Origin of the sequence: Glycomyces rhizosphaerae (genome assembly GCF_042647865.1) — a bacterium.
Taxonomy (GTDB): Bacteria; Actinomycetota; Actinomycetes; order Mycobacteriales; family Micromonosporaceae; genus Glycomyces; species Glycomyces rhizosphaerae.
On record NZ_JBHRWO010000014.1, the window covers coordinates 66,359 to 90,517 of the forward strand.

The 24,159-nt window shown below is 70.1% G+C and carries 27 protein-coding genes and 1 riboswitch; of the genes, 25 read left to right on the forward strand and 2 right to left on the reverse strand.

What is annotated here, in order from left to right:
- The 7 genes from pyrF (at nucleotide 1) to ACFO8M_RS17145 (ending at nucleotide 6,842) form a co-directional block, all read left to right on the forward strand.
- Nucleotides 1-918: an orotidine-5'-phosphate decarboxylase gene (gene pyrF / locus ACFO8M_RS17115; protein ID WP_387977755.1), complete on the forward strand. Its 918-nt coding sequence runs from the start codon at nucleotides 1-3 to the stop codon at nucleotides 916-918.
- A 148-nt stretch (nucleotides 919-1,066) separates the two neighbouring features.
- Nucleotides 1,067-1,390, forward strand: a complete 324-nt coding sequence (gene mihF / locus ACFO8M_RS17120) for an integration host factor, actinobacterial type (protein ID WP_136528615.1) — start codon at nucleotides 1,067-1,069, stop codon at nucleotides 1,388-1,390.
- Between the two features lie 20 nt (nucleotides 1,391-1,410).
- Nucleotides 1,411-2,022, forward strand: a complete 612-nt coding sequence (gene gmk, locus ACFO8M_RS17125) for a guanylate kinase (protein WP_387977757.1) — start codon at nucleotides 1,411-1,413, stop codon at nucleotides 2,020-2,022.
- A gap of 54 nt (nucleotides 2,023-2,076) precedes the next feature.
- Nucleotides 2,077-2,349, forward strand: coding sequence for a DNA-directed RNA polymerase subunit omega (rpoZ, locus tag ACFO8M_RS17130; protein WP_026923083.1), 273 nt, complete (start codon nucleotides 2,077-2,079; stop codon nucleotides 2,347-2,349).
- A gap of 9 nt (nucleotides 2,350-2,358) precedes the next feature.
- Nucleotides 2,359-3,549: a bifunctional phosphopantothenoylcysteine decarboxylase/phosphopantothenate--cysteine ligase CoaBC gene (gene coaBC / locus ACFO8M_RS17135; protein WP_387977759.1), complete on the forward strand. Its 1,191-nt coding sequence runs from the start codon at nucleotides 2,359-2,361 to the stop codon at nucleotides 3,547-3,549.
- 117 nt (nucleotides 3,550-3,666) lie between these two features.
- Nucleotides 3,667-4,860 carry a methionine adenosyltransferase gene (metK, locus tag ACFO8M_RS17140; protein ID WP_387977761.1) on the forward strand — a complete coding sequence of 398 codons (1,194 nt, stop codon included), beginning with the start codon at nucleotides 3,667-3,669 and terminating at the stop codon, nucleotides 4,858-4,860.
- A 92-nt stretch (nucleotides 4,861-4,952) separates the two neighbouring features.
- A complete protein-coding gene (locus ACFO8M_RS17145; RefSeq protein WP_387977802.1) occupies nucleotides 4,953-6,842 on the forward strand; it encodes a primosomal protein N' in 1,890 nt (629 codons plus the stop codon).
- A 41-nt stretch (nucleotides 6,843-6,883) separates the two neighbouring features.
- On the opposite strand, the gene ACFO8M_RS17150 is transcribed toward ACFO8M_RS17145, so the two are convergent.
- The gene (locus tag ACFO8M_RS17150) at nucleotides 6,884-7,393 is read right to left on the reverse strand and encodes a DUF4190 domain-containing protein (protein ID WP_387977763.1); all 510 of its coding nucleotides are present in this window, start codon (nucleotides 7,391-7,393) and stop codon (nucleotides 6,884-6,886) included.
- Nucleotides 7,394-7,474: 81 nt separating this feature from the next.
- Between ACFO8M_RS17150 and ACFO8M_RS17155 the strand changes: the two genes are divergently transcribed.
- Nucleotides 7,475-8,230: a DUF72 domain-containing protein gene (locus ACFO8M_RS17155; protein ID WP_387977765.1), complete on the forward strand. Its 756-nt coding sequence runs from the start codon at nucleotides 7,475-7,477 to the stop codon at nucleotides 8,228-8,230.
- On the opposite strand, the gene ACFO8M_RS17160 is transcribed toward ACFO8M_RS17155, so the two are convergent.
- A complete protein-coding gene (locus tag ACFO8M_RS17160; RefSeq protein WP_387977767.1) occupies nucleotides 8,231-8,497 on the reverse strand; it encodes a hypothetical protein in 267 nt (88 codons plus the stop codon).
- Nucleotides 8,498-8,740: 243 nt separating this feature from the next.
- Here ACFO8M_RS17160 and ACFO8M_RS17165 point away from each other — a divergent pair, with 243 nt between their 5' ends.
- From ACFO8M_RS17165 to ribH, 17 genes are all read left to right on the forward strand, one after another.
- Nucleotides 8,741-9,220: a VOC family protein gene (locus ACFO8M_RS17165; RefSeq protein ID WP_387977769.1), complete on the forward strand. Its 480-nt coding sequence runs from the start codon at nucleotides 8,741-8,743 to the stop codon at nucleotides 9,218-9,220.
- 94 nt (nucleotides 9,221-9,314) lie between these two features.
- Complete coding sequence (locus ACFO8M_RS17170; protein ID WP_387977771.1) at nucleotides 9,315-10,565, forward strand: sensor histidine kinase; 1,251 nt, start codon at nucleotides 9,315-9,317, stop codon at nucleotides 10,563-10,565.
- Nucleotides 10,562-11,203, forward strand: a complete 642-nt coding sequence (locus tag ACFO8M_RS17175) for a response regulator (protein ID WP_387977773.1) — start codon at nucleotides 10,562-10,564, stop codon at nucleotides 11,201-11,203. The genes ACFO8M_RS17170 and ACFO8M_RS17175 overlap by 4 nt, the downstream gene beginning before the upstream one ends.
- Before the next feature lie 248 nt (nucleotides 11,204-11,451).
- Entirely contained in the window at nucleotides 11,452-11,817 is a 366-nt protein-coding gene (locus ACFO8M_RS17180) for a GntR family transcriptional regulator (protein ID WP_360416224.1), read from the forward strand.
- Nucleotides 11,814-12,692 carry an ATP-binding cassette domain-containing protein gene (locus ACFO8M_RS17185; protein ID WP_387977775.1) on the forward strand — a complete coding sequence of 293 codons (879 nt, stop codon included), beginning with the start codon at nucleotides 11,814-11,816 and terminating at the stop codon, nucleotides 12,690-12,692. The genes ACFO8M_RS17180 and ACFO8M_RS17185 overlap by 4 nt, the downstream gene beginning before the upstream one ends.
- Before the next feature lie 2 nt (nucleotides 12,693-12,694).
- Nucleotides 12,695-13,453 carry a hypothetical protein gene (locus ACFO8M_RS17190; protein WP_387977777.1) on the forward strand — a complete coding sequence of 253 codons (759 nt, stop codon included), beginning with the start codon at nucleotides 12,695-12,697 and terminating at the stop codon, nucleotides 13,451-13,453.
- A 2-nt stretch (nucleotides 13,454-13,455) separates the two neighbouring features.
- Nucleotides 13,456-14,163: a hypothetical protein gene (locus tag ACFO8M_RS17195; RefSeq protein ID WP_387977779.1), complete on the forward strand. Its 708-nt coding sequence runs from the start codon at nucleotides 13,456-13,458 to the stop codon at nucleotides 14,161-14,163.
- A gap of 2 nt (nucleotides 14,164-14,165) precedes the next feature.
- Nucleotides 14,166-14,870: a hypothetical protein gene (locus ACFO8M_RS17200; protein ID WP_387977781.1), complete on the forward strand. Its 705-nt coding sequence runs from the start codon at nucleotides 14,166-14,168 to the stop codon at nucleotides 14,868-14,870.
- 235 nt (nucleotides 14,871-15,105) lie between these two features.
- Complete coding sequence (gene def, locus ACFO8M_RS17205) at nucleotides 15,106-15,657, forward strand: peptide deformylase (RefSeq protein ID WP_387977783.1); 552 nt, start codon at nucleotides 15,106-15,108, stop codon at nucleotides 15,655-15,657.
- Nucleotides 15,654-16,577, forward strand: coding sequence for a methionyl-tRNA formyltransferase (gene fmt / locus ACFO8M_RS17210; protein WP_387977785.1), 924 nt, complete (start codon nucleotides 15,654-15,656; stop codon nucleotides 16,575-16,577). Before def ends, fmt begins: the two co-directional genes overlap by 4 nt.
- On the forward strand, nucleotides 16,535-17,950 hold the full coding sequence (locus ACFO8M_RS17215; protein ID WP_387977804.1) for an RsmB/NOP family class I SAM-dependent RNA methyltransferase: 1,416 nt from the start codon (nucleotides 16,535-16,537) through the stop codon (nucleotides 17,948-17,950). The genes fmt and ACFO8M_RS17215 overlap by 43 nt, the downstream gene beginning before the upstream one ends.
- Before the next feature lie 170 nt (nucleotides 17,951-18,120).
- On the forward strand, nucleotides 18,121-19,485 hold the full coding sequence (locus tag ACFO8M_RS17220) for a glycoside hydrolase family 6 protein (RefSeq protein WP_387977787.1): 1,365 nt from the start codon (nucleotides 18,121-18,123) through the stop codon (nucleotides 19,483-19,485).
- Between the two features lie 226 nt (nucleotides 19,486-19,711).
- Nucleotides 19,712-20,407, forward strand: a complete 696-nt coding sequence (gene rpe, locus ACFO8M_RS17225) for a ribulose-phosphate 3-epimerase (protein ID WP_387977789.1) — start codon at nucleotides 19,712-19,714, stop codon at nucleotides 20,405-20,407.
- 52 nt (nucleotides 20,408-20,459) lie between these two features.
- Nucleotides 20,460-21,446: a GGDEF domain-containing response regulator gene (locus ACFO8M_RS17230; protein ID WP_387977791.1), complete on the forward strand. Its 987-nt coding sequence runs from the start codon at nucleotides 20,460-20,462 to the stop codon at nucleotides 21,444-21,446.
- Between the two features lie 79 nt (nucleotides 21,447-21,525).
- A riboswitch (FMN riboswitch) is annotated at nucleotides 21,526-21,667 on the forward strand.
- Between the two features lie 88 nt (nucleotides 21,668-21,755).
- Complete coding sequence (locus ACFO8M_RS17235; protein WP_387977793.1) at nucleotides 21,756-22,343, forward strand: riboflavin synthase; 588 nt, start codon at nucleotides 21,756-21,758, stop codon at nucleotides 22,341-22,343.
- A complete protein-coding gene (locus ACFO8M_RS17240) occupies nucleotides 22,343-23,590 on the forward strand; it encodes a bifunctional 3,4-dihydroxy-2-butanone-4-phosphate synthase/GTP cyclohydrolase II (RefSeq protein WP_387977795.1) in 1,248 nt (415 codons plus the stop codon). The genes ACFO8M_RS17235 and ACFO8M_RS17240 overlap by 1 nt, the downstream gene beginning before the upstream one ends.
- 1 nt (nucleotide 23,591) lies before the next feature.
- Nucleotides 23,592-24,062, forward strand: coding sequence for a 6,7-dimethyl-8-ribityllumazine synthase (gene ribH, locus ACFO8M_RS17245; RefSeq protein WP_387977797.1), 471 nt, complete (start codon nucleotides 23,592-23,594; stop codon nucleotides 24,060-24,062).
- The last annotated feature ends 97 nt before the right edge of the window (nucleotides 24,063-24,159 follow it).

Sequence of the window (24,159 nt, forward strand, 5' to 3'; positions counted from 1 at the left end):
ATGCCAATCAACAAGGATTTCGGAACCCGGGCCCACCACCTCTCGCAGGTGCGCGGTCCGCTGTGCGCCGGAATCGACCCGCACGGCGCGCTCCTGCAGCACTGGGGGCTCGACGACGACCTGGCCGGGGCCGAGCGCTTCGCGATGACGATCGTCGAGGCCACGGCCGAGACGTGCGCGTTCATCAAGCCCCAGTCGGCGTTCTACGAACGCTTCGGCTCGGGCGGCATCGCGCTCCTCGAACGGGTGATCGCCGAGTCCCGCAAGGCCGGCGCGCTCGTCATCCTCGACGTCAAGCGCGGCGACATCGGCTCCACGATGGCCGCCTACGCCCAGGCCTACCTCGACCCGGCCTCGCCGCTCGCGGTCGACGCGATCACCCTCAGCCCGTTCCTCGGCACCGGCTCGCTCCAGCCCGCGTTCGACCTGGCCAACGCCCACGGCAAGGGCCTGTTCGTGCTGGCCCGCACCTCCAACCCCGAGGGCAAGCAGGTGCAGATGGCCAAGCGCCGCGACGGGAAGTCCGTGGCGCAGGGGATCATCGACGAGGTCAACGAGCAGAACGGCGACGCGGAACCCATGGGCTCCTTCGGGATCGTCATGGGCGCCACCATCGGGGCCTGCGCTTCCGAAGGCGAGGCGCGCCTGCGTGAGTCGACTTACGGAATCACGCACACCACCGTGCGCCAACGTGACACCGCTCACGACCTGTCCCAGTTCAACGGCCCCATCCTGGTCCCGGGCATGGGTGCGCAGGGTGGACGCCCGAGTGATCTTCCGCGCGTCCTCGGCCCCGCAACGAACTTCGCAATCCCGTCCTATTCCCGACAAATCGCGCAGCCGGGGCCTGCCGTGGCGAGCATTCGCACAGCCGTCGAGGCGTTGCAGTCGGAATGCCGCGCCGCAATGGGGGAATAAACCTGCGATTTCCGCGCCCGGAATTTGCCCCACCCCCGGTCGCAGGCGTGTCGGACGCTGGGGTTACCGTTCCCGAGCTGGGTATGCTTCAGCGATACCCGCACGTCAAGGTCCACAGGGACGAAACCATCGACTGCAAGGAGACCCCGTGCCGCTCCCTAAACTGACTCCGGAACAGCGCGCCGCAGCCCTTGAGAAGGCCGCCGCGGCCCGTAAGGCCCGCGCCTTGCTCAAGGAGAAGCTGAAGTCGGGCGAGACCACCCTGGAAGCGGTCCTCAAGTCCGCTGCCACCGACGACATCTCCGGAAAGATGAAGGTCTCGGCTGTGCTGAAGGCCCTCCCGGGCATCGGCGACAAGCGCGCCACCCAGATCATGGAGAAGCTCAAGATCGCCGACTCGCGTCGGCTGCGCGGCCTGGGCGAGCACCAGCGCGCCGCGCTTCTGGATGAATTCAAGGGCGACCAGGCCTAAGTTCGGGTAGTAGTAGTCGCGTGAGCATCGATAGTCACCACGCAGCCCTGGCCCAGCGCCTCACGGTGCTGTCCGGTCCGTCCGGAGTCGGCAAGGGCAGCGTCAAGGCCCTCATCCAGGAGTACTACCCGTGGGTCTGGCTCTCCGTGAGCTGCACGACCCGCAAGCCTCGCCCGGGTGAGGCCGATGGCGCCGACTACCACTTCGTGTCGACCGAGCAGTTCGAGTCGATGATCGCCGCGGGGGAGTTCCTTGAGTGGGCCTCCTACGCGGGGAACCTCTACGGAACCCCCCGCGGCCCGGTCGAGGAACGCCTGCGCGCCGGACTCCCGGCGCTGCTGGAGATCGAACTGCAGGGCGCCCGCCAGGTCCGTCGGGCCATGCACGACGCCCAACTGGTGTTCCTGGCACCGCCGTCGTGGGACGAACTCGTCCGCCGCCTCACCGGGCGGGGGACCGAGGACGAGGCCACGATCGCGCGCCGCCTGGACGCCGCCCGCCAAGAGCTCGCCGCGGAGGCCGAGTTCGATCACACAGTCACCAATGTGTCGATCGAGCAGGCGGCCGCCGAGCTGGTAGAGTTGCTCAGTTCCCCCGCTTTCGCCACGGCGAAGCTGGCGAGCCACAACTGAGGCCCGGCACACCGGAGCCTCTGAGCAACACGAGTCGCACACGAAGGATTACACGTGTCAGGGACTGTCGCCGACCCGGTCGGCATCACCAACCCGCCGATCGACGACCTGCTCGAGAAGAGCCAGTCGAAGTACCAGCTGGTCATCTACTCGGCAAAGCGCGCGCGCCAGATCAACGCGTACTACTCGCAGCTGGGCGAAGGCCTGCTCGAGTACGTCGGCCCGCTCGTCGAGACCACGCCCGAGGAGAAGCCGCTGTCGATCGCCATGCGCGAGCTCGACAAGGGCCTCCTCGAGACGAAGGCGTTCGACGACCCCGAGGCGTAAGCTTCGCGCGTGAACATCGTCCTGGGCGTGTCGGGCGGCATCGCCGCCTACAAGGCCTGCATCCTGCTCCGCCTCCTCAAAGAGTCCGGTCACGACGTGACCGTGATCCCGACCGAGGCGGCGCTCAAGTTCGTCGGTGAAGCCACCTGGGAGGCCCTGTCGGGCCACCGGGTGGCTTCCGGCGTCTTCTCCGACGTATCCGAGGTCAAACACGTGCAGCTCGGCCGTCAGGCCGATCTCGTGGTGGTCGCCCCGGCGACCGCGGACCTCCTCGCGCGCGCCGCCCAAGGCCGCGCCGACGACCTCCTCTCCAGCACCCTGCTGACCGCGACCTGCCCCGTCGTGTTCGCCCCGGCGATGCACACGGAGATGTGGGAGCACCCGGCCACCCGCGCGAACGTCGCCACCTTGCGCGAGCGCGGAGTGCACGTGATCGAGCCCGACTCGGGCCGCCTCACCGGTGCCGACACCGGCCCCGGGCGCCTGCCCGAGCCCGAATCGATCTTCGCCCTCGTCAAGGGCTTCTTGACTTCACCGGCACGGGACCTGGTGGGCCGCAAGGTCCTCGTCACCGCCGGCGGGACGCGCGAGCCGATCGATCCGGTGCGCTTCATCGGGAACCACTCCTCGGGCCGCCAGGGCATCGCCCTCGCCGCCGCTGCCGCCGCGCGCGGCGCGGAGGTGCACCTCATCGCCGCCCACATCGACGCCCCGCTGCCCGCGGGCATCAGCGTCGAACGCGTCTCCACCACGGGCGAGCTGCACGAGGCCACGGTGAAGGCCGCGCTCGAGGCCGATGCCGCGGTCCTCGCCGCCGCGCCCGCCGACTTCACGCCCAAGGAGTCCTCGGACCGCAAGCTGAAGCGCAAGGGCGACCTCGACTTGGCGCTCACCTCGACGCAGGACATCGCCGCAGTGGTGGGCCGTACCAAGCGCCCGGGCCAGGTGCTCGTCGTCTTCGCCGCCGAAACCGACAACGGCCCCGAGCACGCGATGCGCAAGCGCGAGGCGAAGGGCGCCGATCTGGTGGTGCTGAACGACGTCTCCGGCGGGGCCGTGTTCGGCGCCTCGGAGAACTCGGTCACCTTGTTCGACGAGAGTGGCGAAGTCGACGCCCGCGAGCACGCCACCAAGGAAGCCGTGGCAGACGCCATCTGGGACGCCGTGTCCGAGCGTCTCCCGGTGGGTGGACGCGATTGACACCGCGTGAGCGCCGCGTGCCGACTTGGTGGGAAGATCTTCAGCGCATAGACTTGTGAGCTGCGAAGTCAGTTGAAGAGCGCCGTTTTGCGGCGTGGATGTGTGTTGAGGAGTGCCGTGGCACGTCGCCTGTTCACCTCCGAGTCGGTCACTGAGGGCCACCCGGACAAGATCGCCGACCAGATTTCCGATGGAATTCTGGACGCGCTGCTCGCGGAGGACCCCTCCAGCCGGGTCGCGGTCGAAACCCTCATCACCACCGGCCAGGTGCACGTGGCGGGCGAGGTCACGACCCACGCTTACGCGGACATCCCCCGGATCGTGCGCGACGTGATCCTGCGGATCGGCTACGACTCCTCCAAGAAGGGCTTCGACGGCGCCTCGTGCGGCGTGAACGTCTCGATCGGCGGCCAGAGCCCCGACATCGCCCAGGGCGTCGACAAGGCCTGGGAGTCCCGTGTGGACTCCGGCGACATCGACGAGATGGACCTCCAGGGCGCGGGCGACCAGGGCCTCATGTTCGGCTTCGCGTGCCGCGAGACCCCCGAGCTCATGCCCCTGCCGATCGCCTTGGCGCACCGGCTCTCCCAGCGGCTCACCGAGGTCCGCAAGGACGGCACCGTGCCGTACCTGCGCCCTGACGGCAAGACCCAGGTCACCATCGAGTACGAGGGCAACAAGCCCGTGCGGCTCGACACCGTGGTGGTCTCGAGCCAGCACGCCCCCGACATCTCGCTCGACTCGCTCCTGTCGCCCGACGTCGCCGAGCACGTCATCGCGCCGGTCGTCGCCGGCCTCGACCTCGACACCGACGGCTACAACCTGCTGGTGAACCCGACCGGCCGCTTCGAGATCGGCGGCCCGATGGGCGACGCCGGCCTCACCGGCCGCAAGATCATCGTCGACACCTACGGCGGCTACGCCCGCCACGGCGGCGGCGCCTTTTCCGGCAAGGACCCGTCGAAGGTCGACCGCTCGGCCGCGTACGCCGCGCGCTGGGTCGCCAAGAACGTCGTGGCCGCCGGGCTCGCCGAGCGCTGCGAGGTCCAGGTCGCCTACGCGATCGGCAAAGCAAAGCCGGTGAGCATCGCCGTCGACGCCATGGGCACCGAGACCGTCGACCCCGCGCGCATCGAGCGCGCCGTCCTCGACGTCTTCGACCTGCGCCCGGCCGCGATCATCCGCGACCTCAACCTGATCCGGCCGATCTACTCCAAGACCGCCGCCTACGGCCACTTCGGACGCGAGCTCCCGGAGTTCACCTGGGAGGCCACCGACCGCGCGGCCGCCCTCAAAGAAGCCGTGAACTAGGCACTGGATTCAGCCGCCGGGCGGCTCCGCTTGTCGGAGCCGCCCGGTACTTTTATGGGATGGAAGAGTCCCCGGCGTTCGCAGCGGTGTGCATCGACGAACCGCTGCCCCAGCTGGACAAGCTCTTCGACTACCGGATCCCCGAGGACATGGCGTCCCAGGTCAGGCCCGGTTGCCGGGTCAAGGTCCGCTTCGGCCGCCGCAAGGTCAGCGGCTACGTCATCGCCCTCAAACCCGCCACCGACTTCACCGGCAAGCTCCTGTGGCTCTCCGAGCTCGTCTCTCCCGAGCCCGTCCTCAGCCCCGAGATCGCGCGCCTCGCCCGCGCCGTGGCCGACCGGTACGCCGGGACCCTCGCGGACGTGCTGCGCCTGGCGGTCCCCGAGCGCCGAGTCAGGGTCGAGTCCGAACAGCGCGGTGAGACCCTCGCAGTGGCCGCGCCGACCCCGGATCACTGGAAGAGATATATCGCTGGCGAGGCATTCCTGCGCGCGTTGCGCGAGAACAAATCGCCGAAGGCCGTCTGGAACGCCCTCCCCGGTGAGGACTGGCCCGCCCGCCTCGCCGAGGCCGCGGCGGCGACCGCCGCATCCGGTCGCGGCGCGGTGCTCGTGGTGCCCGACCAGGACGACCTCGACCGGCTCGACGCCGCCCTCGAAGCCGTACTCGGCCCCGACCGCCACGTGACCCTCTCGGCCCAGTTGGGCCCGACCAAGCGCTACCGCTCGTTCCTGAAGGCCGCCAGGGGCGAAGTGCGGATCGTGGCCGGCACCCGCGCCGCGTCCCTCGCGCCCGTGGCCGACCTCGGTCTGGTGGCGATCTGGGACGACGGCGACGAGTCCCACGTGGACCGCCACGCCCCGTACCCGCACGCCAGGGAAGTCCTGCTCACCAGGGCCGGACTCGCCAACGCCGCCTGCCTCGTCGGCGGCTACGGCCGCACGCCCCAGGCGCAGCTGCTGGTCGAAACCGAATGGGCCGTCTCTATCACCGCTCCACGAGACGAGATCCGCAGCGCCGCACCGCGAATCGTGCCAGTAGGGGACGAGTCCGACCTGGAGCGGGACCCGTCGGGAGGCACCGCCCGGCTTCCCACCGTCGCTTGGGAGGCGGCACGGGCGGCCCTCGCGAAGGACCAGCCGGTCCTGGTCCAAGTCCCCAGGCGCGGTTACGTTCCGGCCGTCTCGTGCCAGCGCTGCCGCACCCGCGCGGCATGCCCGAACTGCTCGGGTCCCTTGCGGCTCATGGGCGCTCGCCGGGCTCCGGTGTGCGGCTGGTGCGGCACCGTGGCCGAGGACTTCCGGTGCGCCGAGTGCGGTTCGAACCGCGTGCGGGCCGTGATCATCGGCGCCGAACGCACGGCCGAGGAACTGGCCCAAGCGTTCCCGGACACGGCCGTAGTCGAGTCGACGGGCCTGAACCGGCTGGAGTCGGCCCCGAAGGGCGCGGCGGTCGTCGTCGCGACGCCGGGCGTGGAGCCTCCGGCGCCTGGAGGCTACGGCGCGGTGCTGCTCCTCGACACGTGGGCGCTGCTGACGCGAGCCGAGCTGACGGCGAGCGAAGAAGCGTTGCGCCGCTGGATGAACGCGGTCGCCCTGGCCCGTCCCGGCGGCACGGCCGTGGTGGTCGCCGACGGCGGTTTGCCGGTGGTGCAGGCGCTGATCCGTTGGGACCCTGCCTGGTTCGCTCGTCTCGAACTCGGCGAGCGGTCCGAGCTCGGCTTCCCGCCGGTGATGAAGTTCGCCGCGCTGACGGGGCCGAACGGCGAGGCCGAGAAGATCGCCGCGAACCTGCCCTCGGCCCTGGGTGCCGAGGTCATCGGCCCGATCCCCGTCGACGAGCACACCGAGCGCGTGCTCCTGCGCGTCCGCCGCCGCGACGGCGCCGCCCTCGCGAGCGTCCTCGCCAAGGCGACGGCCGAACGCTCGAGCGCGAAGGCGGAGCCGGTGCGCATCCGCATCGACCCCCGCGAGATCGCCTGATCCGGTTGCGGCTCAGGCGACTGCGCTAGTTCTCGAGGCCGCTAGTACCCGACGGTGCCGGCACCGGCGACGAGGAGGACGCGGAGCACGATCCAGGCGACCGCGATCCAGCCGAGCACGATCCCGGCCGTCGCCATGCCGGCTCCGGCCTGGCCGGTCGCCTCGATCTGGCGCCTCGCGACGTTGCCGAAGATGATCCCGAGGAAGCCGAAGCAGAAGCAGAGCCCGACGATGCCGACGACCAGGGCCGCCACAGCGAAGCCGTTCGTCCCCGGCATCGGCGGCTGCCAGTAGTACGGCGGGGGTGAACCGTACGGGGCATATGGCGGCGGGGGCGAGGCGTACGGGTCGTACGGCGGTGGCGAGATCACGGGATCGGCGGTGGCGCCTGCCGATCGTTCCGAAGCGGGCCCCGCGGCCTGGTCGGGGAGGCGGTTCGGTTCAGCGCCGGGCTCGGGCGACGGTCCGGGGACCGGGTCCGATGCGACCGCCGGCTCCGGCACCGGTTCGGGCGCGGGATCGGACGCGGGGCGGGCTTCATCCTGGGTCATGATGGGGTCCTTCACCTCAGGGGAAACCCAATTGTCGCAGCTCCTCCCCGGGAGGGGTCCCGGCGCGGGACAATGGGGGACATGCCGGTCCTCGTCGGCACCTCTGGTTGGCAGTACCGCGACTGGCGGGGCGTGCTCTATCCGGAGGGCGTGCCGCAGCGGCGCTGGCTGGAGCACTATGCCGGGCATTTCGCCACCGTCGAGAACGACGGCGCGTTCTACCGGTTGCCCGCACATGCCGTCTTCGAACGGTGGCGTTCCGAGACGCCAGAGCGGTTCGTCATGGCGCTCAAGGCGAGTCGCTTCCTCACGCACTTGAAGCGGCTGCGCGACCCCGCCGAGCCGGTGCGGCGTCTGACCGATGCCGCGTCCGGGCTCGGGAACCGGCTCGGCCCGTTCCTGCTGCAGTTGCCGCCGACGCTCAAAGCCGACCCCGACTTGATGGCCGCATGCCTCGACCGTTTCCCGAAGGGCGCGCGCGTCGCCGTCGAGCCGCGGCACGAGTCCTGGTGGAACGATGACGTGCGTTCGGTCCTGACCGAGCGGGACGCGGCCCTGTGCTGGGCCGACCGCGGCGGCCGTCCCGTGACCCCGTTGTGGCGCACCGCGTCCTGGGGCTATCTGCGACTGCATGAGGGCCGGGCGAAGCCGGCCCCGAGCTACGGCGACGCGGCGCTGCGGTCGTGGTGCCGACGCATCGACGAGGCGTGGCCCGAGGGAGCCGACTGCCACGTCTACTTCAACAACGACCGGGGCGGCGCCGCAGTGGTGAACGCCTTCCGCTTCGCCCAGCTGATGCGCCGTTTCGGCCGCGAGGTTCCCGGGGCGCGGCCGTGACTATTCGGCTTCGCTCCGCCTGGCCTTGGCGCGGATGCCGGCCCACAGGGCGCTGAGGCGCTGGCGGAGGAGGTACGCGACGCCGAGGACGATGAGCACGAACGGGATCGCGATCGGCAGGACCGTGGTGAACCCGAGGAGCACGATGAGCGCTTCGACGCCGATGAGCGAGACGACGCCCATGTAGCCGACCACGGTGAACGCCTGCATGCGGTAAGCGAGCGCGGCGATGGCGTTGCGGAGGCGGCCGGGGCGTTCTTCGGTCACCAGCCATGTATAGCAGGCGAATTCGTGCACCGCTGTCGTCGCGGGGCCAGGCGGGGCTCAATCGACCAAGACCGGGGCCGGCCGGTGCTGTCGCCGGTCCGCTCCTCCCGGCCGCTCCGGAGCGGCCGGGAGTCTCACCGGAAAGGTGGCGCCGAACGGCACCGATGCGATGAGTTTCGGCTCGCCGCGTCGTCTCAACTGATGCAATCGGCTTATCAGCTCCGCTCGGAAGGACGAACCGTCATGCAGAAGATCGTCACCAACATCTGGTACAAGGACAACACCGCCGAGGAGGCCGTCGAGTGGTATCTCACCCTCTTCGACGACGCCAAGATCACCAGCAGCATCCCTTATGTCGAGGACGCCCACGGTGCCGTCGGCGACGTCATGGTCGTGAACTTCGACCTCGCCGGGCAGTCGTTCACCGCGATCAACGGCGACGACTCCGCCAAGCACGACCACGCCATGTCCCTGCTCATCAACTGCGACTCCCAAGCCGAGGTCGACCGCTTCTGGGACGCGTTCCTCGCCAACGGCGGCACCGAGATCCAATGCGCCTGGATCGCGGACAAGTGGGGCGTCAACTGGCAGGTCTGGCCCACCGAGGCCGACCAGTACGTGGGCGGCCCCGACAGGGACGGCGCCGTGCGAGCCGTCAAGGCGATGTACGAGATGAAGAAGATCGACCTCCAAGGCCTCAAGGACGCCTACGAAGGCAAATAGCACCCATGAAGGGCCGGCCCGGTCCCCCGCGCGGGGGACCGCGGCCCCGCTCCGGAGGGAGGCCGCAGGCCGCGGCGCCTGCGACGCTGGATCGGTGAACACCGTCCGCCGCTGGCACAATGGCCCCATGCGCCTCCTCGCCCCGCTCTGGTCCCGGGCCACCTACCGCGGGTGGGTCTGGATCATCCTCGGCGGCGCGCTCATGATGCCGTTCATGATGGTCGGCGCCATCGGCCACAACTTCCTCAACCCCGACAGCGGCTTCGACGGCATCATCGAACCCTCGGTCTTCGCCGCAGTGCTCCCGCTCGTCGCCGCCGCCTCGCTCCTGCTGCCCGACCGCGAGGTCGAACGCACGGCCGCCCGCCGCCTCCTCGGCGCCGAGTTCGACTCGCCCGCCGACGACTCCTCCTGGAACTCCCGCTGGCGCACCGGCCTCTGGTTCACCCTCCACGCCGCGGTCGGCGGGGTCGTCAGCGGCGTCACCCTCGCCGTCGTCCCGTTCATCCCGTACGTGGCCTACTACGGGTCCCGCTTCGCCTTCACCGACATCGCGACGGCGCCCGGCGCCTTCACCGGATGGTTCCTCGAATGGGGCCTGCTCACCGCCCCGCTGCTCCTGGTCGCACTGATCGCCCTCGTGGCCGCCACCAGTGCCGGCATGAAGGTCCTGGCCCCGAAACTGCTCGGGCAGGGCGCGAGCGACCGCCTCGCCGCCTCGCGGGCCGAGGCCGCCCGCCTGGCCGCCCGCAACCGCATCGCCCGGGAACTCCACGACTCGGTCGGCCACGCCCTCTCGGTGGTCGTCGTCCAGTCCGAGGCCGCATCGCGGCTCATCAACGCCGACCCCGCGTTCGCCGCCCAGGCCATGACGGCGGTCGGCGACACAGCCCGTGGCGCGCTGGCCGAACTGGATGCCGTGATCGGGGCCCTGCGCGAGGACCGGGACGACTCGCGGGCGCCGCAGCGGGACCTCGCCGACCTCGCTTCGTTGGCCGCCGAATCGGGTGTCGCGGTCGACCTGCAGGTCACCGGCGATCCTGAGACTTTGGGGCGCTTGGCCTCACGCGAGATCTACCGGATCGTGCAGGAGGCGCTGACGAACGTGCTGCGCCACGCCGACGAGCCGCGGGCGACCGTGGAGGTCGACGTCGGCGAGGAGGCGGTAGCCGTGAACGTGACCAGCCCGGCGACGCGCCGACCGCGCCCGCGGCCCGGCGGCAGGGGGCTCATCGGCATGGCCGAACGCGCCGCCGTCCTCGGGGGGACCGCCGAGACCGATTGGACCCCAGGCGAATGGAGCGTCCGCGCCACCATGCCGATCGAGACGAAAGGCCGGGAATGACCGCACCGCTGCGCATCGCGCTGATCGACGACGAGGCCCTGATCCGCTCCGGGTTCGCCGCGATCATCGGGGCCGAACCGGACCTGGAGGTCGTGGCCCAAGGCGCCGACGGCGTCGACGCCGTCGCGATCGCCCGCTCGGGCAAGGCCGACGTGCTGCTCATGGACGTGCGGATGCCCACGGTCGACGGCATACAGGCCACCGAGCGGATCGTGTCCGAAATGGATGCGCCGCCGAAGATACTGGTGGTCACCACCTTCGACAACGACGACTACGTGTGGCAGGCGCTCCGGGCCGGGGCCGACGGGTTCCTGCTCAAGCGCACCCGTGTCGAGGACCTGCTGGCTGCGGTGCGGCTCGTGGCGCGCACGGACGCGCTCCTGTTCCCCGAAGCGGTCCGCCGCCTCGCTGCGGCAGCACCGGCACGGAAGACCCCCAAGGGAATCGGTGACCTGAGTGAACGCGAGCGGGAGGTCCTCGTGCTCGCCGCCAAAGGCCTGTCCAACGTGGAGATCGCGGGTGACCTGTTTCTCGGCCGCGAAACCGTCAAGACCCACCTCAGCAGCGTCTACGCCAAGCTCGGCGTCCGCGACCGCACGCAGGCCGTGATCGCGGCCTACGAAGGCGGCCTCGTCTGAGCGACCTGCTGTTGTCACCGACGCCTTTGGGGTGACATTCCCGCAGCCGGCCATATCGGACTCGGTGCCGACCTCCGCCTGCCGCAGCACGCAGCCACAACCCCCGGTCCGACCAGTGAGTCCGGGCCGGGGTTCTCGCGTGCGCTGCGCGGGTTGACGGATGCCGGTACCAACGTGCTATGGTTCATTAGTCAAGTAATGAACCTCTGAACCAACCAACCTGTTCCATCTACATCAAAGGAGGCGAGATGTTCGATGACGGCACACCGATCTATCGGCAGATCGCCGATCAGATCAAGGCCGAGATCATGAACGGCTCGCTCGAACCGGGAGGCAAGGTCATGTCGACCAACCAGTACGCCGCCTTCTACCAGATCAACCCCGCCACCGCGCAGAAGGCGTTCCGGGAACTGGTCGACGAAGGCGTCCTCTACAAGCAGCGCGGCGTCGGCATGTTCGTCGCCGAGGACGCCCGCGAGCGACTCGCCGCCGACTTCCGCGAGCGCTTCTTCGAACGCGTGCTGGCCCCCCTCGTCCAAGAGGCCCGCCAGGCCGGCATCTCCCTCACCGACATCATCGACTACCTCGAAGCACAGGAAGGCGCCCGCAAATGAGCTTCTCCGCCACCCTCCGCGACGTCACGCTGAAATACCGCGACACCGACGCCCTCGCCGACGTGAACCTCGAACTCGAGGCCGGCAAGATCTACGGCCTGCTCGGACGCAACGGTGCCGGCAAGACCAGCCTCCTCAGCCTCCTGGCCGCCTTCCGCAAGCCCACCACCGGGCAGATCCTCGTCAACGGCGAGCCGGTGTGGGAGAACGCCGGGATCGTCTCGCGCGTCGCCCTCATCCGCGAAGGCGGCGACTTCGACGACACCGACTCCGTCAAGACCGCCATCGAGACCGGCCAGATCCGCCCCGGGTTCGACACCGCCTACGCCCTCAAGCTCGCCGACCGGTTCGAGCTGCCGCTCAAGAAGAAGATCCGCGAGCTCTCCCGCGGCAAGCGCTCGGTCCTCGCCGCGGTCTGCGGCCTCGCCGCCCGCGCCGAGCTCACCATGTTCGACGAGGTCCACCTCGGCATGGACGCCCCCACCCGCGACGCGTTCTACAAGGAACTCCTCGCCGAGTACATGGACCGCCCCCACACGGTCGTCCTCTCCACCCACCTCATCGACGAAGTCGCCAACTACCTCGAAGAGGTCGTCATCGTCGACCGCGGGCGCGTCCTGCGCCACGAGGAGATCGAGGTCTTCCAGAACATGGGCGCCACCCTCACCGGGCCCACCGCGGCCGTGGACTCCCTCACCGCGAGCCTCGAAGTCCTCGCCGAACAGCAGCTCGGCGGCACCAAGAGCACCACCATCGCGGCCGCGCTCGACCCCGGCATGCGCGAGCGCGCCTCCGCCGCGGGCGTCGAGATCGGCCCGGTCGGCCTCCAGGACCTCTTCATCCACCTCACCGATCCGACCCGGAACGGAGCCTGACGATGCCGTCCCTCCAGAACCTCACGCTCCCGAGCCGCCGGTACGCCTTCGGCGTCGGCATCGCGGGGGAGGGCCTGAAGTACTTCAAGTACTGGATCATCGCCGCAGTCCTCGTGTCCTTCCTCGGGCCGTTCGCGCTCTCCTTCAACACCGACATCGACCTCTCGACCTGGTTCTACACCGCGAACGTCGCCAAGTGGTTCACCGCGTTCGTCGGCGGCGGCTTCGTGTTCAGCCTGGCGCCCAACATGATCGCCGCCGGGATGACCCGACGCGAGCTCGCCGTCTCGATGGGCGTCTTCGGCGTGCTGTGGTCCCTGGCGATCGGCGCCGCGGTCTTCGCCGGACTCCTCGCCGAACGCGCCTACTACGACGCGATGGGCTGGTCCCAGGGCATCGACGCCGACGGCTCGGTCACCGCCATCGGCTCCTGGAGCGAAACGGCCGCGTTCGCCGCGGTCTACCCCCTGATGTACCTCGCCTACTTCGCCGCCGGCACGGTCATCGGCGTCGCCTCCTACCGCTGGGAGAACAGCGGCTGGCTGCTCCTGATCCCGATCCTCCCGGTCGTCTTCAGCCTCGACAACGCCCTCTACAACACCGAGCCGTTCGGCCCGGGCTGGCTGGGCTTCCTCGGCCGCTTCATCGACGAATGGGGCCGCCTCCCCATCCTCGCCGGGGTCGCCCTCGTGGCGGTCGCGCTCGCGTTCGCCGCCCGCCAGATCCTCATCGACCTCCCGCTCCGCTCCAAGAAGGCCTGACCATGAGCACCGCATTCGAAAGCGCCGTAAGCAACCGCGCCAGGCTCGACCGCCGCCGCTACCGCCTCGGATGGCGCCTCTTCACCGGTGCCTCGGCATGGGCCCGCCTGGCCCTGCTCGTCGGCGCCGCAATCGCCCTCACCTCCTCCGCAGTGTTCGCCCAAGCCATCGAGACCGGCATCTGGGCCATCGCCGCCACCGTGCTCCAGTGGTTCGCGGCCGTAGCAGCCGGAGGGATCCTGTACGCGAACCTGCCGGTGTGGATCTCGCGCGGCTGCACCCGCCGCGAGATCACCGTCGCCTACGCCGTCTTCGGCGCCCTGACCGCCATCGCCCTCACCGCCTTCACCACAGCCGGGTTCGCCGCCGAGCACGCCCTCCTGACCCTCACCGGCGACGCGCCCCGCTCGTGGGGCGAAACCCTCGGCCTCGGCGCCCGCTACCTGGCGATCACCCCGATCTACTTCTTCACCGGGACGTTCATCGGCGTGGTCGCCGCACGCTTCGGCGGCAGGACCTGGTTCACCGTGGCGGTCCTCTTCGGAGCCGCCGGCCTCTACGCCGGCGTCCTCGGCCTGGAGTTCGGCTCCCTCGGCGGCGAGTGGCACCTCGCGGCCTGGGCGGGCACCGCACTCGCCGTCACCGCCGTCCTGATCGCCGCCTACGTCCTGGCCCTGCGATCCCTCCCCGTCTCAGCGAAACGAGCCTGACCGTGACCACGCTTCTCGCGCAACGCAAGTACCGACTCGGCCTGCAATGGGCCGCCGAAGTCGGCAAGACTTACGGCCTCTGGATCCTGATCGCCTTCACGGTCCTCCAACTCCTCCAGCTCGGGCTGCGCCTCGCTATCTCCTTCGACGGGGAATACAGCGACTACGTCCTCCGCTACCTTCCGCTGGTCCTGACCGGCATCGGCTGGGTCTACCTCGTCAGAGACTTCCCCCTCGCGATCACCACCGGCATGACCCGCAAGGAGTTCTTCGCCGCGTACGCCCTCTTCGGCGCCGTCGTCATCGCCGGAAGCGTCGCCTTCGCGGAGCTGGTCAGGCTCTCCCACAACCTGTTCGCCGCAGAAGGCGCCGGCAGCCTCGACCTCGGCGGCATCGCCCTGCTCGAAACCCTGATCCGCTCGGCCGTCTACTTCACCGCCGGGGCCGCCGCCGGAGCGGTCATGGCCCGCTTCAACGCCAGACCCCTCGGCGCCGCGCTGGCGGGCGTGCTGATCGCGGCGCTGATCCTCCGGGCGATCCCGTTCCAACTGCTCTTGACCGAGTTCGCCGCCGGCATGGTCCTCGAAGTGGAGTTCCCCGGCAGCGAGGAGCTTTACGCCCCGTTCGACGCCGTCCTCACCGGCGTGTTCGTCCTGGTCGTCTGGCTCGCGCTCGCCCGAGCGCCGATGCACCCCAAGAAGGCATGAGCCATGCGACTCCTCAACGTCGAACTGCCGCTTCCCGTGGTCGTGCTGCTGGTCTGCGTCGCTGCTGGGATGGTCGCCGGGCTGATGCTCCTGAGCGGTCCCGCCGCCGCGCCTCGCCCCCATCGGGGCGCGGCGGCCCCGGTCCGGGCCACACCCGGCGCCGACCCCTCACGGAAAGCGCCCGGCGGGTGGGACACTGGTGGACGGCCAGTACACGCATCGGAAGGTCAGCACATTGTCGATCCAGCCCATCCGCATCTTCGGCGACCCGGTCCTGCGCACCGCGGCCGAGGAAGTCGACACCTTTGACAAGGAACTGCGGGGCCTCGTGAAGGACCTGCTCGACACCATGCGCGACGAAGGCGGCGCGGGGCTCGCCGCACCGCAGCTGGGCGTCAGCAAGCGCGTGTTCTCCTTCGACGTCGACGACGTCATCGGCCACATCGTCAACCCCGTCCTCGAATTCCCCGACGAGGAGGAGCAGGACGGCCCCGAAGGGTGCCTCTCCCTCCCCGGGCTCTACTTCGACACGGTCCGCCGCCAGAACGTCGTCGCCAAGGGCTTCAACGAATACGGCGACCCCCTCCAGATCGTCGGCACCGGCCTCATGGCCCGCTGCCTCCAGCACGAGACCGACCACCTGGACGGCATCATCTTCATCGACCGCCTCGACTCCGAGCGCCGCAAGGCCGCCTTGTCCGAGATCCAGGCCCAGGACTGGTACAACGAAGACGTCAAAGTGAAAGTCACCCCCCACGACTCCAAGGGTGTGTTCTTCAAGCGATGAGGATCGTCTTCGCCGGGACCCCGGAGGTCGCTCTGCCGACCCTCGAGGCCCTCCACGGCTCCGACCACGAGGTCGTCGCCGTCCTGACCCGACCCGACGCCCGCACCGGCCGCGGCCGCAAGGTCTCCCGCTCGCCCGTCGCCGCCTGGGCCGACGACCACGGCGTCGAAGTGCTCACCCCGGCCAAGCCGCGCGAGCCCGAATTCCTGGACCGCCTGCGCGAACTCGACGCCGACATCGTGCCCGTCGTCGCCTACGGCGCGCTCGTCCCGCCCGCCGCGCTCGAGATCCCGCGCCTGGGCTGGATCAACCTCCACTTCTCGCTCCTGCCCGCATGGCGTGGCGCCGCCCCCGTCCAGCACGCCGTGCTCGCGGGCGACGAGATGACCGGCGCCTGCGTCTTCCAGCTCGAAGCGGGCCTCGACACCGGACCCGTCTACGGCCGCCTCACCGAGCCGATCGAAGCCACGGACACCTCCGGGGACCTCCTCGGCCGACTCGCCGTAGCCGGTGCCCGCCTCACCCTCGACGTCGTGAACGCCCTCGAAGCGGGCATCATCGTCGGCGAGCCCCAACCCGAGGACGGCATCTCCTACGCCCCCAAGCTCACCGTCGACGACGCGCGCGTCCGCTGGAGCGACCCGGCCTTCGCCGTCGACCGCCGCATCCGCGCCGTCACCCCCGCCCCCGGGGCCTGGACCGAATTCGAGGGCCAGCGCCTGCGGCTCGGCCCCGTCCGGCCCGATCCCGAAGGCCCGCGCCTCGCGCCGGGCGAGGTCGCCCTCGCCAAGAAGACCGTCCATGTCGGCACCGCCACCGACCCCGTGCTCCTGCACGAGGTCCAGCCCGCCGGGAAGAAACCCATGGACGCCGCCGCCTGGGGCCGCGGCCTCCAAACCGAGAGCCCGGTGTTCACATGAGCGACAAACGAAACCGCCGACGCGAAGCCGAACGCGACCTCCCGAAGGTGAACCCGCGCCGGGTCGCCTTCGACGCGATCAACGCCGTCACCGCCGACAACGCGTACGCCAACCTCGTCCTGCCGAGGATGATCGCCGAGACCGACAACTCCGGCCGCGACGCGGCCCTCGCCACCGAGCTCACCTACGGGACGCTCCGCAGCCTCGGCACCCTCGAGGCCATCCTCGCCGCCGCCTCCGGCCGCGAGATCCGCCAGCTCCAGCAGGACCTCGTCGACGCCCTCTGCCTGGGCGCCTACCAGCTCCTGTACATGCGCATCCCGGCCCACGCGGCCGTCGCCACCACCGTCAGCCTCGTCAAGGCCGCCGTCTCGCCGCGCGTCTCCGGGCTCGCGAACGCGGTGCTGCGCAAGGTCGCCGCGAAGGACCTCGACGAGTGGACCGCCGAGCTCGCCACCGGCGACCGCCGCCACGACCTGTCCCTGCGCTATGCGCACCCGGAGTGGATCACCGCCGAGTTCGAGGCCGTCCTCGGCCCCGAGGAGCTTCCGGCCGCGCTGGAGGCCGACAACGTGGCGCCGCCGGTGCACTTGTGCGCCAAGCCCGGTCGCATCACCAAGGGCGACCTCTCGCGCGAGTCGCGCGGGGGCGGGCACGGCCAGTGGTCGCCGTACGCGGTCTACATGCCCAGCGGCGACCCGGGGCGCCTTCCGGCCGTGGTCACGGGCCTCGCCCATGTCCAGGACGAGGGCAGTCAGCTGGTCGCCCTGCAGCTCGCCGAAGCCCCGTTGGAGGGCTCGGACAAGACGTGGGTCGACCTGTGCGCCGGGCCCGGCGGCAAGACCGGTCTGCTCGGAGCGGTTGCGGCCCAAAGGGGCGCGACGATCGACGCGGTCGAGATTCAGCAGCACCGCGCTGAACTTGTCGCCAAGGCCGCGCGCGGTCTGCCGGTCACCGTCCACACCGGCGACGGCCGCGAGTACGGCAAGGCGAACTCCGCCGACCGGGTGCTCGTGGACGCTCCGTGCTCGGGGCTCGGCGCGCTGCGCCGTCGTCCGGAGGCCCGCTGGCGCAAGCAGCGCAGCGACATCGACGACCTCGTGCCGCTGCAGCGCGAGCTGCTCGCCTCTGGTCTGCGCCTGGCGCGGCCGGGCGGGATCGTCGCGTACGTGACCTGCTCGCCGGTGGGCGCCGAGACCGTCGAGGTGGTCGAGTCGGTGCTGAAGGCCGGGGGAGCGGAGCTCGTTCGTCCTGAGTGGCTCACCGGGCGCGTACCCGGTTCGGAGCGCGGCGAGTTCGTGCAGCTGTGGCCGCACCGCCACGGCACGGACGCGATGTTCCTCGCATTGCTGCGCAAAACCGGCAACCGATAACCTTCCAGCTCTTCGGCTTCCCTCTGCGGAACGGTGCGAACCGGTCGCAGGGGGAAGTCCTTTTTTGACGGGTGGGGTCGCTCAATCGAGCGAATTGGAAGCGCTACCATTCATTGACAGGGGTGAATATTTCCCCGGGTTACCGGCACAACTGACCCTAGGAGCATCAGATGGAACGACGACAGCGTCTCGCGGCGATCGTCGCGGGAGCCGCCACAGCGGTGGCGGCCGCGCTCAGCGCGGGCTTCCTCCTCAGCCCCAACGCGGGCGCGCAGGAGGATGCCAACGCACAGGCCCAAGCACTGTGGACGAACCCGAACACGGGAGCGGCCCGCTGGGTCGCCCAGAACCCGAACGACTCGCGCGCGAGCATGATCCGCGACCGGATCGCCGAGACCCCGGCGGGCACCTGGTTCACCCAGTACAACCCCACCGGCGGGATCGCCGCACAGGTCGCCGCGGTCGTCGACGGCGCGGCCGCGGACGGCGCGGCCCCGGTCATGGTCGTCTACGGCATCCCCAACCGCGACTGCGGCGGGCACTCCGGCGGCGGCGCCCCGAACCACGAGGCCTACCGCGGCTGGATCGACCAGATCGCGAACGAGATCGACGGGCCCGCGTACATCGTGATCGAACCCGACGTGCTCGCGCAGGACTGCCACAACACCTCCGAACGCGCCCAGATCAACGCCTCCCTCGCCTACGCGGCTCAGAAGCTCAACGCCGCCGACGCGCAGGCCAAGGTCTACCTCGACGCCGGGAACTCGGCCTGGCTCACCGCCGCCGAAGCCGGCCGGCGCCTCCAGGCCGCGGGCATCCAGTACGCGGACGGCTTCTCGCTCAACGTCTCCAACTACCGCACCACCGACGAGGCCACCGCCTACGCCAACCAGGTCCGCGGCATCGTCGGCTCCGACAAGGGCGTCGTCATCGACACCAGCCGCAACGGCAACGGGCCGCTGAACCCGCCGAACCCCAACGACTGGTGCGACCCGCCCGGCCGGGCCATCGGCAAGTTCCCGACGACGTCCACCGGCGTCACCGGCATCGACGCGTACCTGTGGGTCAAGCTCCCCGGCGAGGCCGACGGCTGCGCCGGCAGCGCGGGCCAGTTCATCCCCGACCTGGCCTACCAGCTCGCCAACAACGCCGGCAGCGGCTGGCCCGGCCAGGTGGAGCCCACCGACCCGGTGACCGACCCGACCTCCGACGCGCCGACCGACGACCCCACCACCGGCGGCCCGAACGAACGGGACTGCACCGTCCACATCGATGTCGTCAGCGACTGGGGCACGGGCTGGCAGGGCAAGGTCTCCATGACCAGCGAGCAGGCCGTCAACGGCTGGACGCTCAACTGGACCTGGCCCGGCTCGCAAGCGGTGACCAGCAGCTGGAACACCCAGCTGACCACCTCCGGTTCCACCGTGACCGCCAAGGACGTCGGCTGGAACGCCTCGGTCGCGGCGGGCCAGACCAAGGAGCTGTTCGGCTTCGTCGCCTCCGGCCCCGCGGCCGCGATGGACGTCGAATGCTGACCTGAGCCACATCCGGCACTCAGGGCTCGGTGTGAGGACCAGCGTGCTGAATCCGGCCCATCCGACCGCTCGGTGCGTTGTCGGGGCCTCTGCATACAACACCGGTATGCAGAGGCCCCTCCGCCTCGCGAGCGAACCAATGGTCTCGGGTTCGGCTCCGCGCTGGTCCTCACACCGAGCCCAGGTGTCCGGCCTGCGTCGCGGTTTCGCGACCTACACTGTCCGTGTGGCACAGTTCCGAACGGCGCAGGCCGACACCGTCATCGCCCCGAGTCTCCTGGCGGCCGACTTCGCCCGCCTGGCCGAAGCGGCCGACTCGGTCGAAGGGGCCGTCGACTGGCTCCACGTCGACGTCATGGACAACCACTTCGTCCCCAACCTCACGCTCGGCCCGCCGATCGTCAAGTCCCTCAAGGCCGCCACGGACATCCCGCTCGACTGCCACCTCATGATCGAGGACCCCGAGCGCTGGGCCACCGGCTACGCCGAACTCGGCGCCTACAACGTCACCTTCCACGCCGAGGCCTCCGCCGATCCCGTCACGCTCGCGAAGGACCTGCGCGCGGCAGGTGCCAAGGCCGGGCTCGCGATCGACCGCGACACGCCAGTGGAGGACTACCTCGAGATCCTCCCGGCCTTCGACACGCTCCTGATCATGACGATCAAGGCCGGCTTCGGCGGCCAGGCGTTCATGCCCGAGCTGCTCGACAAGGTCCGCACCGCCCGCGCCCACGCCGACTCCGGCCACCTGGAACTGCGCATCGAGGTCGACGGCGGCATCGCGGACGACACCATCGCCGCCGCCGCAGAAGCCGGAGCCGACGCGTTCGTCGCCGGCACCGCGATCTACGGCGCGGCCGACCCCGCCGATGCGGCCCGGCGCCTGCGCGCCCGCGCCGACGCGGCGCGATCATCCGGATGACCCCCGATGCGCCCCCCAGCGATTCACCCCCACCCGACGGCGAGTTGACGCTGTGCCGAATCCCCTCGAACTGGTCCTCATCAGTGACAACGACCCCGAGATCGCCGAGTTCCTCGCCGCTCGGCTGAGGGCCGACGGCTTCGACACCGCGCTCGCCCGCGACGGCTACCAGGCCCTCGCCGGGATCGCGCTCCGCCGCCCCGGCATCGTCCTCCTCGAAGCCGACCTGCCGTTCATCGACGGCCTCGCCCTCACCCGCCAGCTCCGCGCGGACCCGGCGACCGCGAGCCTGCCGATCATCCTGCTGGGCGCCGGGCCCTCCTCGGCCGACAAGATCGCCGGGCTCAAGGCCGGCGCGGACGATTACATCGCCAAGCCCTTCGACCCCGCCGAGGTCTCCGCCCGCATCGACTCGGCGATCCGCCGCCACCGCGAGGTCCGCGAATCCTCGCCGCTCACCGGCATGCCCGGCAACGACAGGATCCTCCGCGAACTCCAGTCCTGGATCAAACGCGGCGACCCGTTCGCCTTGTGCTACATCGACATCGACCAGTTCAAAGCGGTCAACGACGTCTACGGGTTCGTGCGCGGAGACGAGTTCATCAGGGCCCTAGCCGAATGCGTCTACGCCGCCGCCGGAGACGCCGGGGCCGCCCCGGTCTTCCTCGGCCACGTCGGCGGCGACGACTTCACCATCCTGTGCCTGCCCGAGCACGCCGAGGCCGTCACCGGCTTCCTCAACGACCACTTCGCGCGCCGCGTCCGCCAGCTGTGCGACCCCCTCGACGCCGAGCGCGGCTACATCGAGCACGCCGACCGCACCTCCCGGCGCCTCACCCGCTCCCGCCTGCCCACGCTCTCCACCGGTGTCGCCCTCTCCACGGTGCGCCGCTTCGCCGACGCCTACGAGGCCGTCGCCGAGGCCACCACCCTCAAGAGCGTCGCCAAATCCCACCCCGGGAACTACGTGGCCTTCCCCGAGGGCCGCACCCCCGGCCGCACCAACCGCCGTCCCGTCTTCTGGACGAACGACCGCTGAACACGCCTGTGATCAGTAGGGTGCGTCACAGTGCGGACCACGGAGGAATATCCCCGTGGCACAATTCCTTGTAGCAAACGCGCGTCAGCGGGGTCGGTGAAATTCCGAGCCGGCGGTGAGCGGCGAAAGCCGCGAGTCCGCGACCCGTCCGCAACCAGCGGACGGTTGACCTGGTGAGAATCCAGGACCGACGGTTAAAGTCCGGATGGGAGCAGACGCAACGTAGGTGGCCATCGCTGGCCCCTGCGAGCCATTCTCCTGCCCCCGCCTGCGTGCCGCACAGACCGCAGCAGGTAGGGAGTTCCAATCGTGTTCACCGGAATCGTCGAAGAACTCGGCGAAGTCGTCAAGGCCAGTGAAGCGTTCCTGGCCGTTCGCGGGCCCGTCGTCAGCTCTGACGCCGCCCTCGGCGACTCCATCAGCGTCAACGGCGTCTGCCTCACCGTCGTGAGCGTCGAAGGCGATGTCTTCACCGCCGACGTCATGGAGGAGACCTACCGCCGTTCGGTCATCGGCAAGCTCGAACCCGGCGACAAGGTCAACCTCGAACGCGCCGCCACCCTCACCACCCGCCTCGGCGGGCACCTCGTGCAGGGCCACGTCGACGGCGTCGCCGAGATCGTCAAGCGCACCCCCGCCGCCGAATGGGAGGAAGTCACCTTCCGCCTCCCCGAAGGCCTCGCCAAGTACGTGGTCGAGAAGGGCTCCATCACGATCGACGGCACGTCCCTGACGGTCGCCTGGATCGAGGGCGACGAGTTCAGCGTCGGCCTCATCCCCACCACGCTCGAAGCGACCACCCTGGGCCGCAAGCAGATCGGTGACCCGGTCCACATCGAGACCGACGTCGTCGCCAAGCACGTCGAAAAACTCCTCCAGTCAGCCGGGAGCATCTGATGAACGAGATCCACCTCGACCGCATCGAAGACGCCATCAACGCGATCGCCGCCGGACGGCCCGTGATCGTCGCCGACGACGCCGACCGCGAGAACGAAGGCGACATCGTCTTCGCCGCAGAAGACGCCACGACAGAGCTGATGGCCTTCACCATCCGCTACACCGGCGGCTACGTCTGCGTCGCCATGCCCTCGGAGACCGCGGACCGCCTCGACCTGCCCCCGGCGCACCACACCAACCAGGACTACAAGGGCACCGCCTTCGCGGTGTCCGTCGACGCCCGCAAGGGCGTCACCACCGGCATCTCGGCCGCCGACCGCGCCCAGACCATCCGCGTCCTCGCCGCCCCCGAGACCCTCGCGACCGACCTCAACCGGCCCGGCCACGTCGTCCCGCTGCGCGCCAAGGACGGCGGCGTCCTCGTCCGCCGCGGCCACACCGAAGCCGCCGTCGACCTCACCCGCCTCGCCGGGAAGCAGCCGGTCAGCGCCATCTCCGAGATGATGAACGACGACGGCACGATGATGCGCCTGCCCGAACTGCGCGCCTTCGCCGACGAGCACGACCTGCTCCTCATCACCGTCGCCCAGCTCGCCGAATGGCGCCAGCGCAACGAGGTCCACGTCAAGCGCCTCGCCGAAGCCCGCCTCCCGCTCGAGTCCGGCCAGTTCACCGCCATCGGCTACCGCGCCGTGTTCGACGGCAACGAGCACGTCGCCCTCGTCAAGGGCGACATCGGCGACGGCATGGACGTCCTCGTCCGGGTCCACTCCGAATGCCTCACCGGCGACGCCTTCGGCTCCCTGCGCTGCGACTGCGGCCCCCAGCTCCAGGCAGCGCTGCGCACCGTCGAGGCCGAAGGCCGCGGCGTCGTGCTCTACATGCGCGGCCACGAAGGCCGCGGCATCGGCCTGGTCCACAAGCTCCAGGCGTACCAGCTCCAGGACCAGGGTCGCGACACTGTGGACGCCAACCTCGAACTCGGCCTGCCCGCCGACGCCCGCGACTGGGCCATCGGCGCGCAGATCCTGTCCGACCTCGGCATCAAGTCGATGCGACTCCTGACCAACAACCCGGAGAAGCGCGCCGGCATCGAAGGCCACGGCCTCGAGGTCATCGACCGGGTCGCCCTGCCGACCTACGCCACGCCGGACAACCTCGCCTACCTGACCACGAAGCGCGACCGCATGGGCCACCTGCTCTCGGACCTGCCCGCGCCCGTCCTCGCCACGAAAGAGGCCGCCTGACATGGCCGGACACGGAGCACCCGAGATCAACGTCCCCGACGCCGCCGGGCTCACCCTCGGCATCGTCGCCACGGACTGGAACACCGAGATCGTCGGCCAACTGCTGAAGCGCGCCTTGGTAGCAGCGGCCGACGCCAAGGTCGCCGACGTCAAGGTCCTGCACGTGGCCGGGGCCGTCGAACTCCCGATCGCCGCCCAGGCGCTCGCCCGCAAGTACGACGCCGTGGTCGCCCTCGGCACCGTCATCCGCGGCGGCACCGCCCACTTCGACTACGTGTGCAAGTCCGTCACCGAAGGGCTCACCAGGGTCGCGCTCGACGAGTCGACCCCCGTCGCCCACGGCGTCCTCACCGTCGACAACCAGGAGCAGGCGCTCGCCCGCGCAGGCTACCCGGACTCCACCGAGGACAAGGGCTACGAAGCGGTCGTCGCCGCCCTCGGTGCGGCGCTGGCGATCCGCTCGCTCGACTAGCCGATGTCCAAGGGCCCCTGTCGGTTTGGCGGTTTCTAGGGGTGGTCGCAACACCGCTGGTTATTCGCTGTTGGTGAGGAGTTTAGCGAGGTGCTCG

What these genes read in the sequence shown, in the direction of transcription:
- ACFO8M_RS17185 (WP_387977775.1), top strand. Translation starts at nt 11,814, where the DNA reads ATGAGCTTCTCCGCCACCCTCCGCGACGTCACGCTGAAATACCGCGAC.
- pyrF (WP_387977755.1), top strand. Translation starts at nt 1, where the DNA reads ATGCCAATCAACAAGGATTTCGGAACCCGGGCCCACCACCTCTCGCAG.
- ACFO8M_RS17175 (WP_387977773.1), top strand. Translation starts at nt 10,562, where the DNA reads ATGACCGCACCGCTGCGCATCGCGCTGATCGACGACGAGGCCCTGATC.
- ribH (WP_387977797.1), top strand. Translation starts at nt 23,592, where the DNA reads ATGGCCGGACACGGAGCACCCGAGATCAACGTCCCCGACGCCGCCGGG.
- ACFO8M_RS17180 (WP_360416224.1), top strand. Translation starts at nt 11,452, where the DNA reads ATGTTCGATGACGGCACACCGATCTATCGGCAGATCGCCGATCAGATC.
- fmt (WP_387977785.1), top strand. Translation starts at nt 15,654, where the DNA reads ATGAGGATCGTCTTCGCCGGGACCCCGGAGGTCGCTCTGCCGACCCTC.
- ACFO8M_RS17220 (WP_387977787.1), top strand. Translation starts at nt 18,121, where the DNA reads ATGGAACGACGACAGCGTCTCGCGGCGATCGTCGCGGGAGCCGCCACA.
- ACFO8M_RS17240 (WP_387977795.1), top strand. Translation starts at nt 22,343, where the DNA reads ATGAACGAGATCCACCTCGACCGCATCGAAGACGCCATCAACGCGATC.
- ACFO8M_RS17190 (WP_387977777.1), top strand. Translation starts at nt 12,695, where the DNA reads ATGCCGTCCCTCCAGAACCTCACGCTCCCGAGCCGCCGGTACGCCTTC.
- ACFO8M_RS17165 (WP_387977769.1), top strand. Translation starts at nt 8,741, where the DNA reads ATGCAGAAGATCGTCACCAACATCTGGTACAAGGACAACACCGCCGAG.
- ACFO8M_RS17150 (WP_387977763.1), bottom strand. Translation starts at nt 7,393, where the DNA reads ATGACCCAGGATGAAGCCCGCCCCGCGTCCGATCCCGCGCCCGAACCG.
- ACFO8M_RS17155 (WP_387977765.1), top strand. Translation starts at nt 7,475, where the DNA reads ATGCCGGTCCTCGTCGGCACCTCTGGTTGGCAGTACCGCGACTGGCGG.
- ACFO8M_RS17195 (WP_387977779.1), top strand. Translation starts at nt 13,456, where the DNA reads ATGAGCACCGCATTCGAAAGCGCCGTAAGCAACCGCGCCAGGCTCGAC.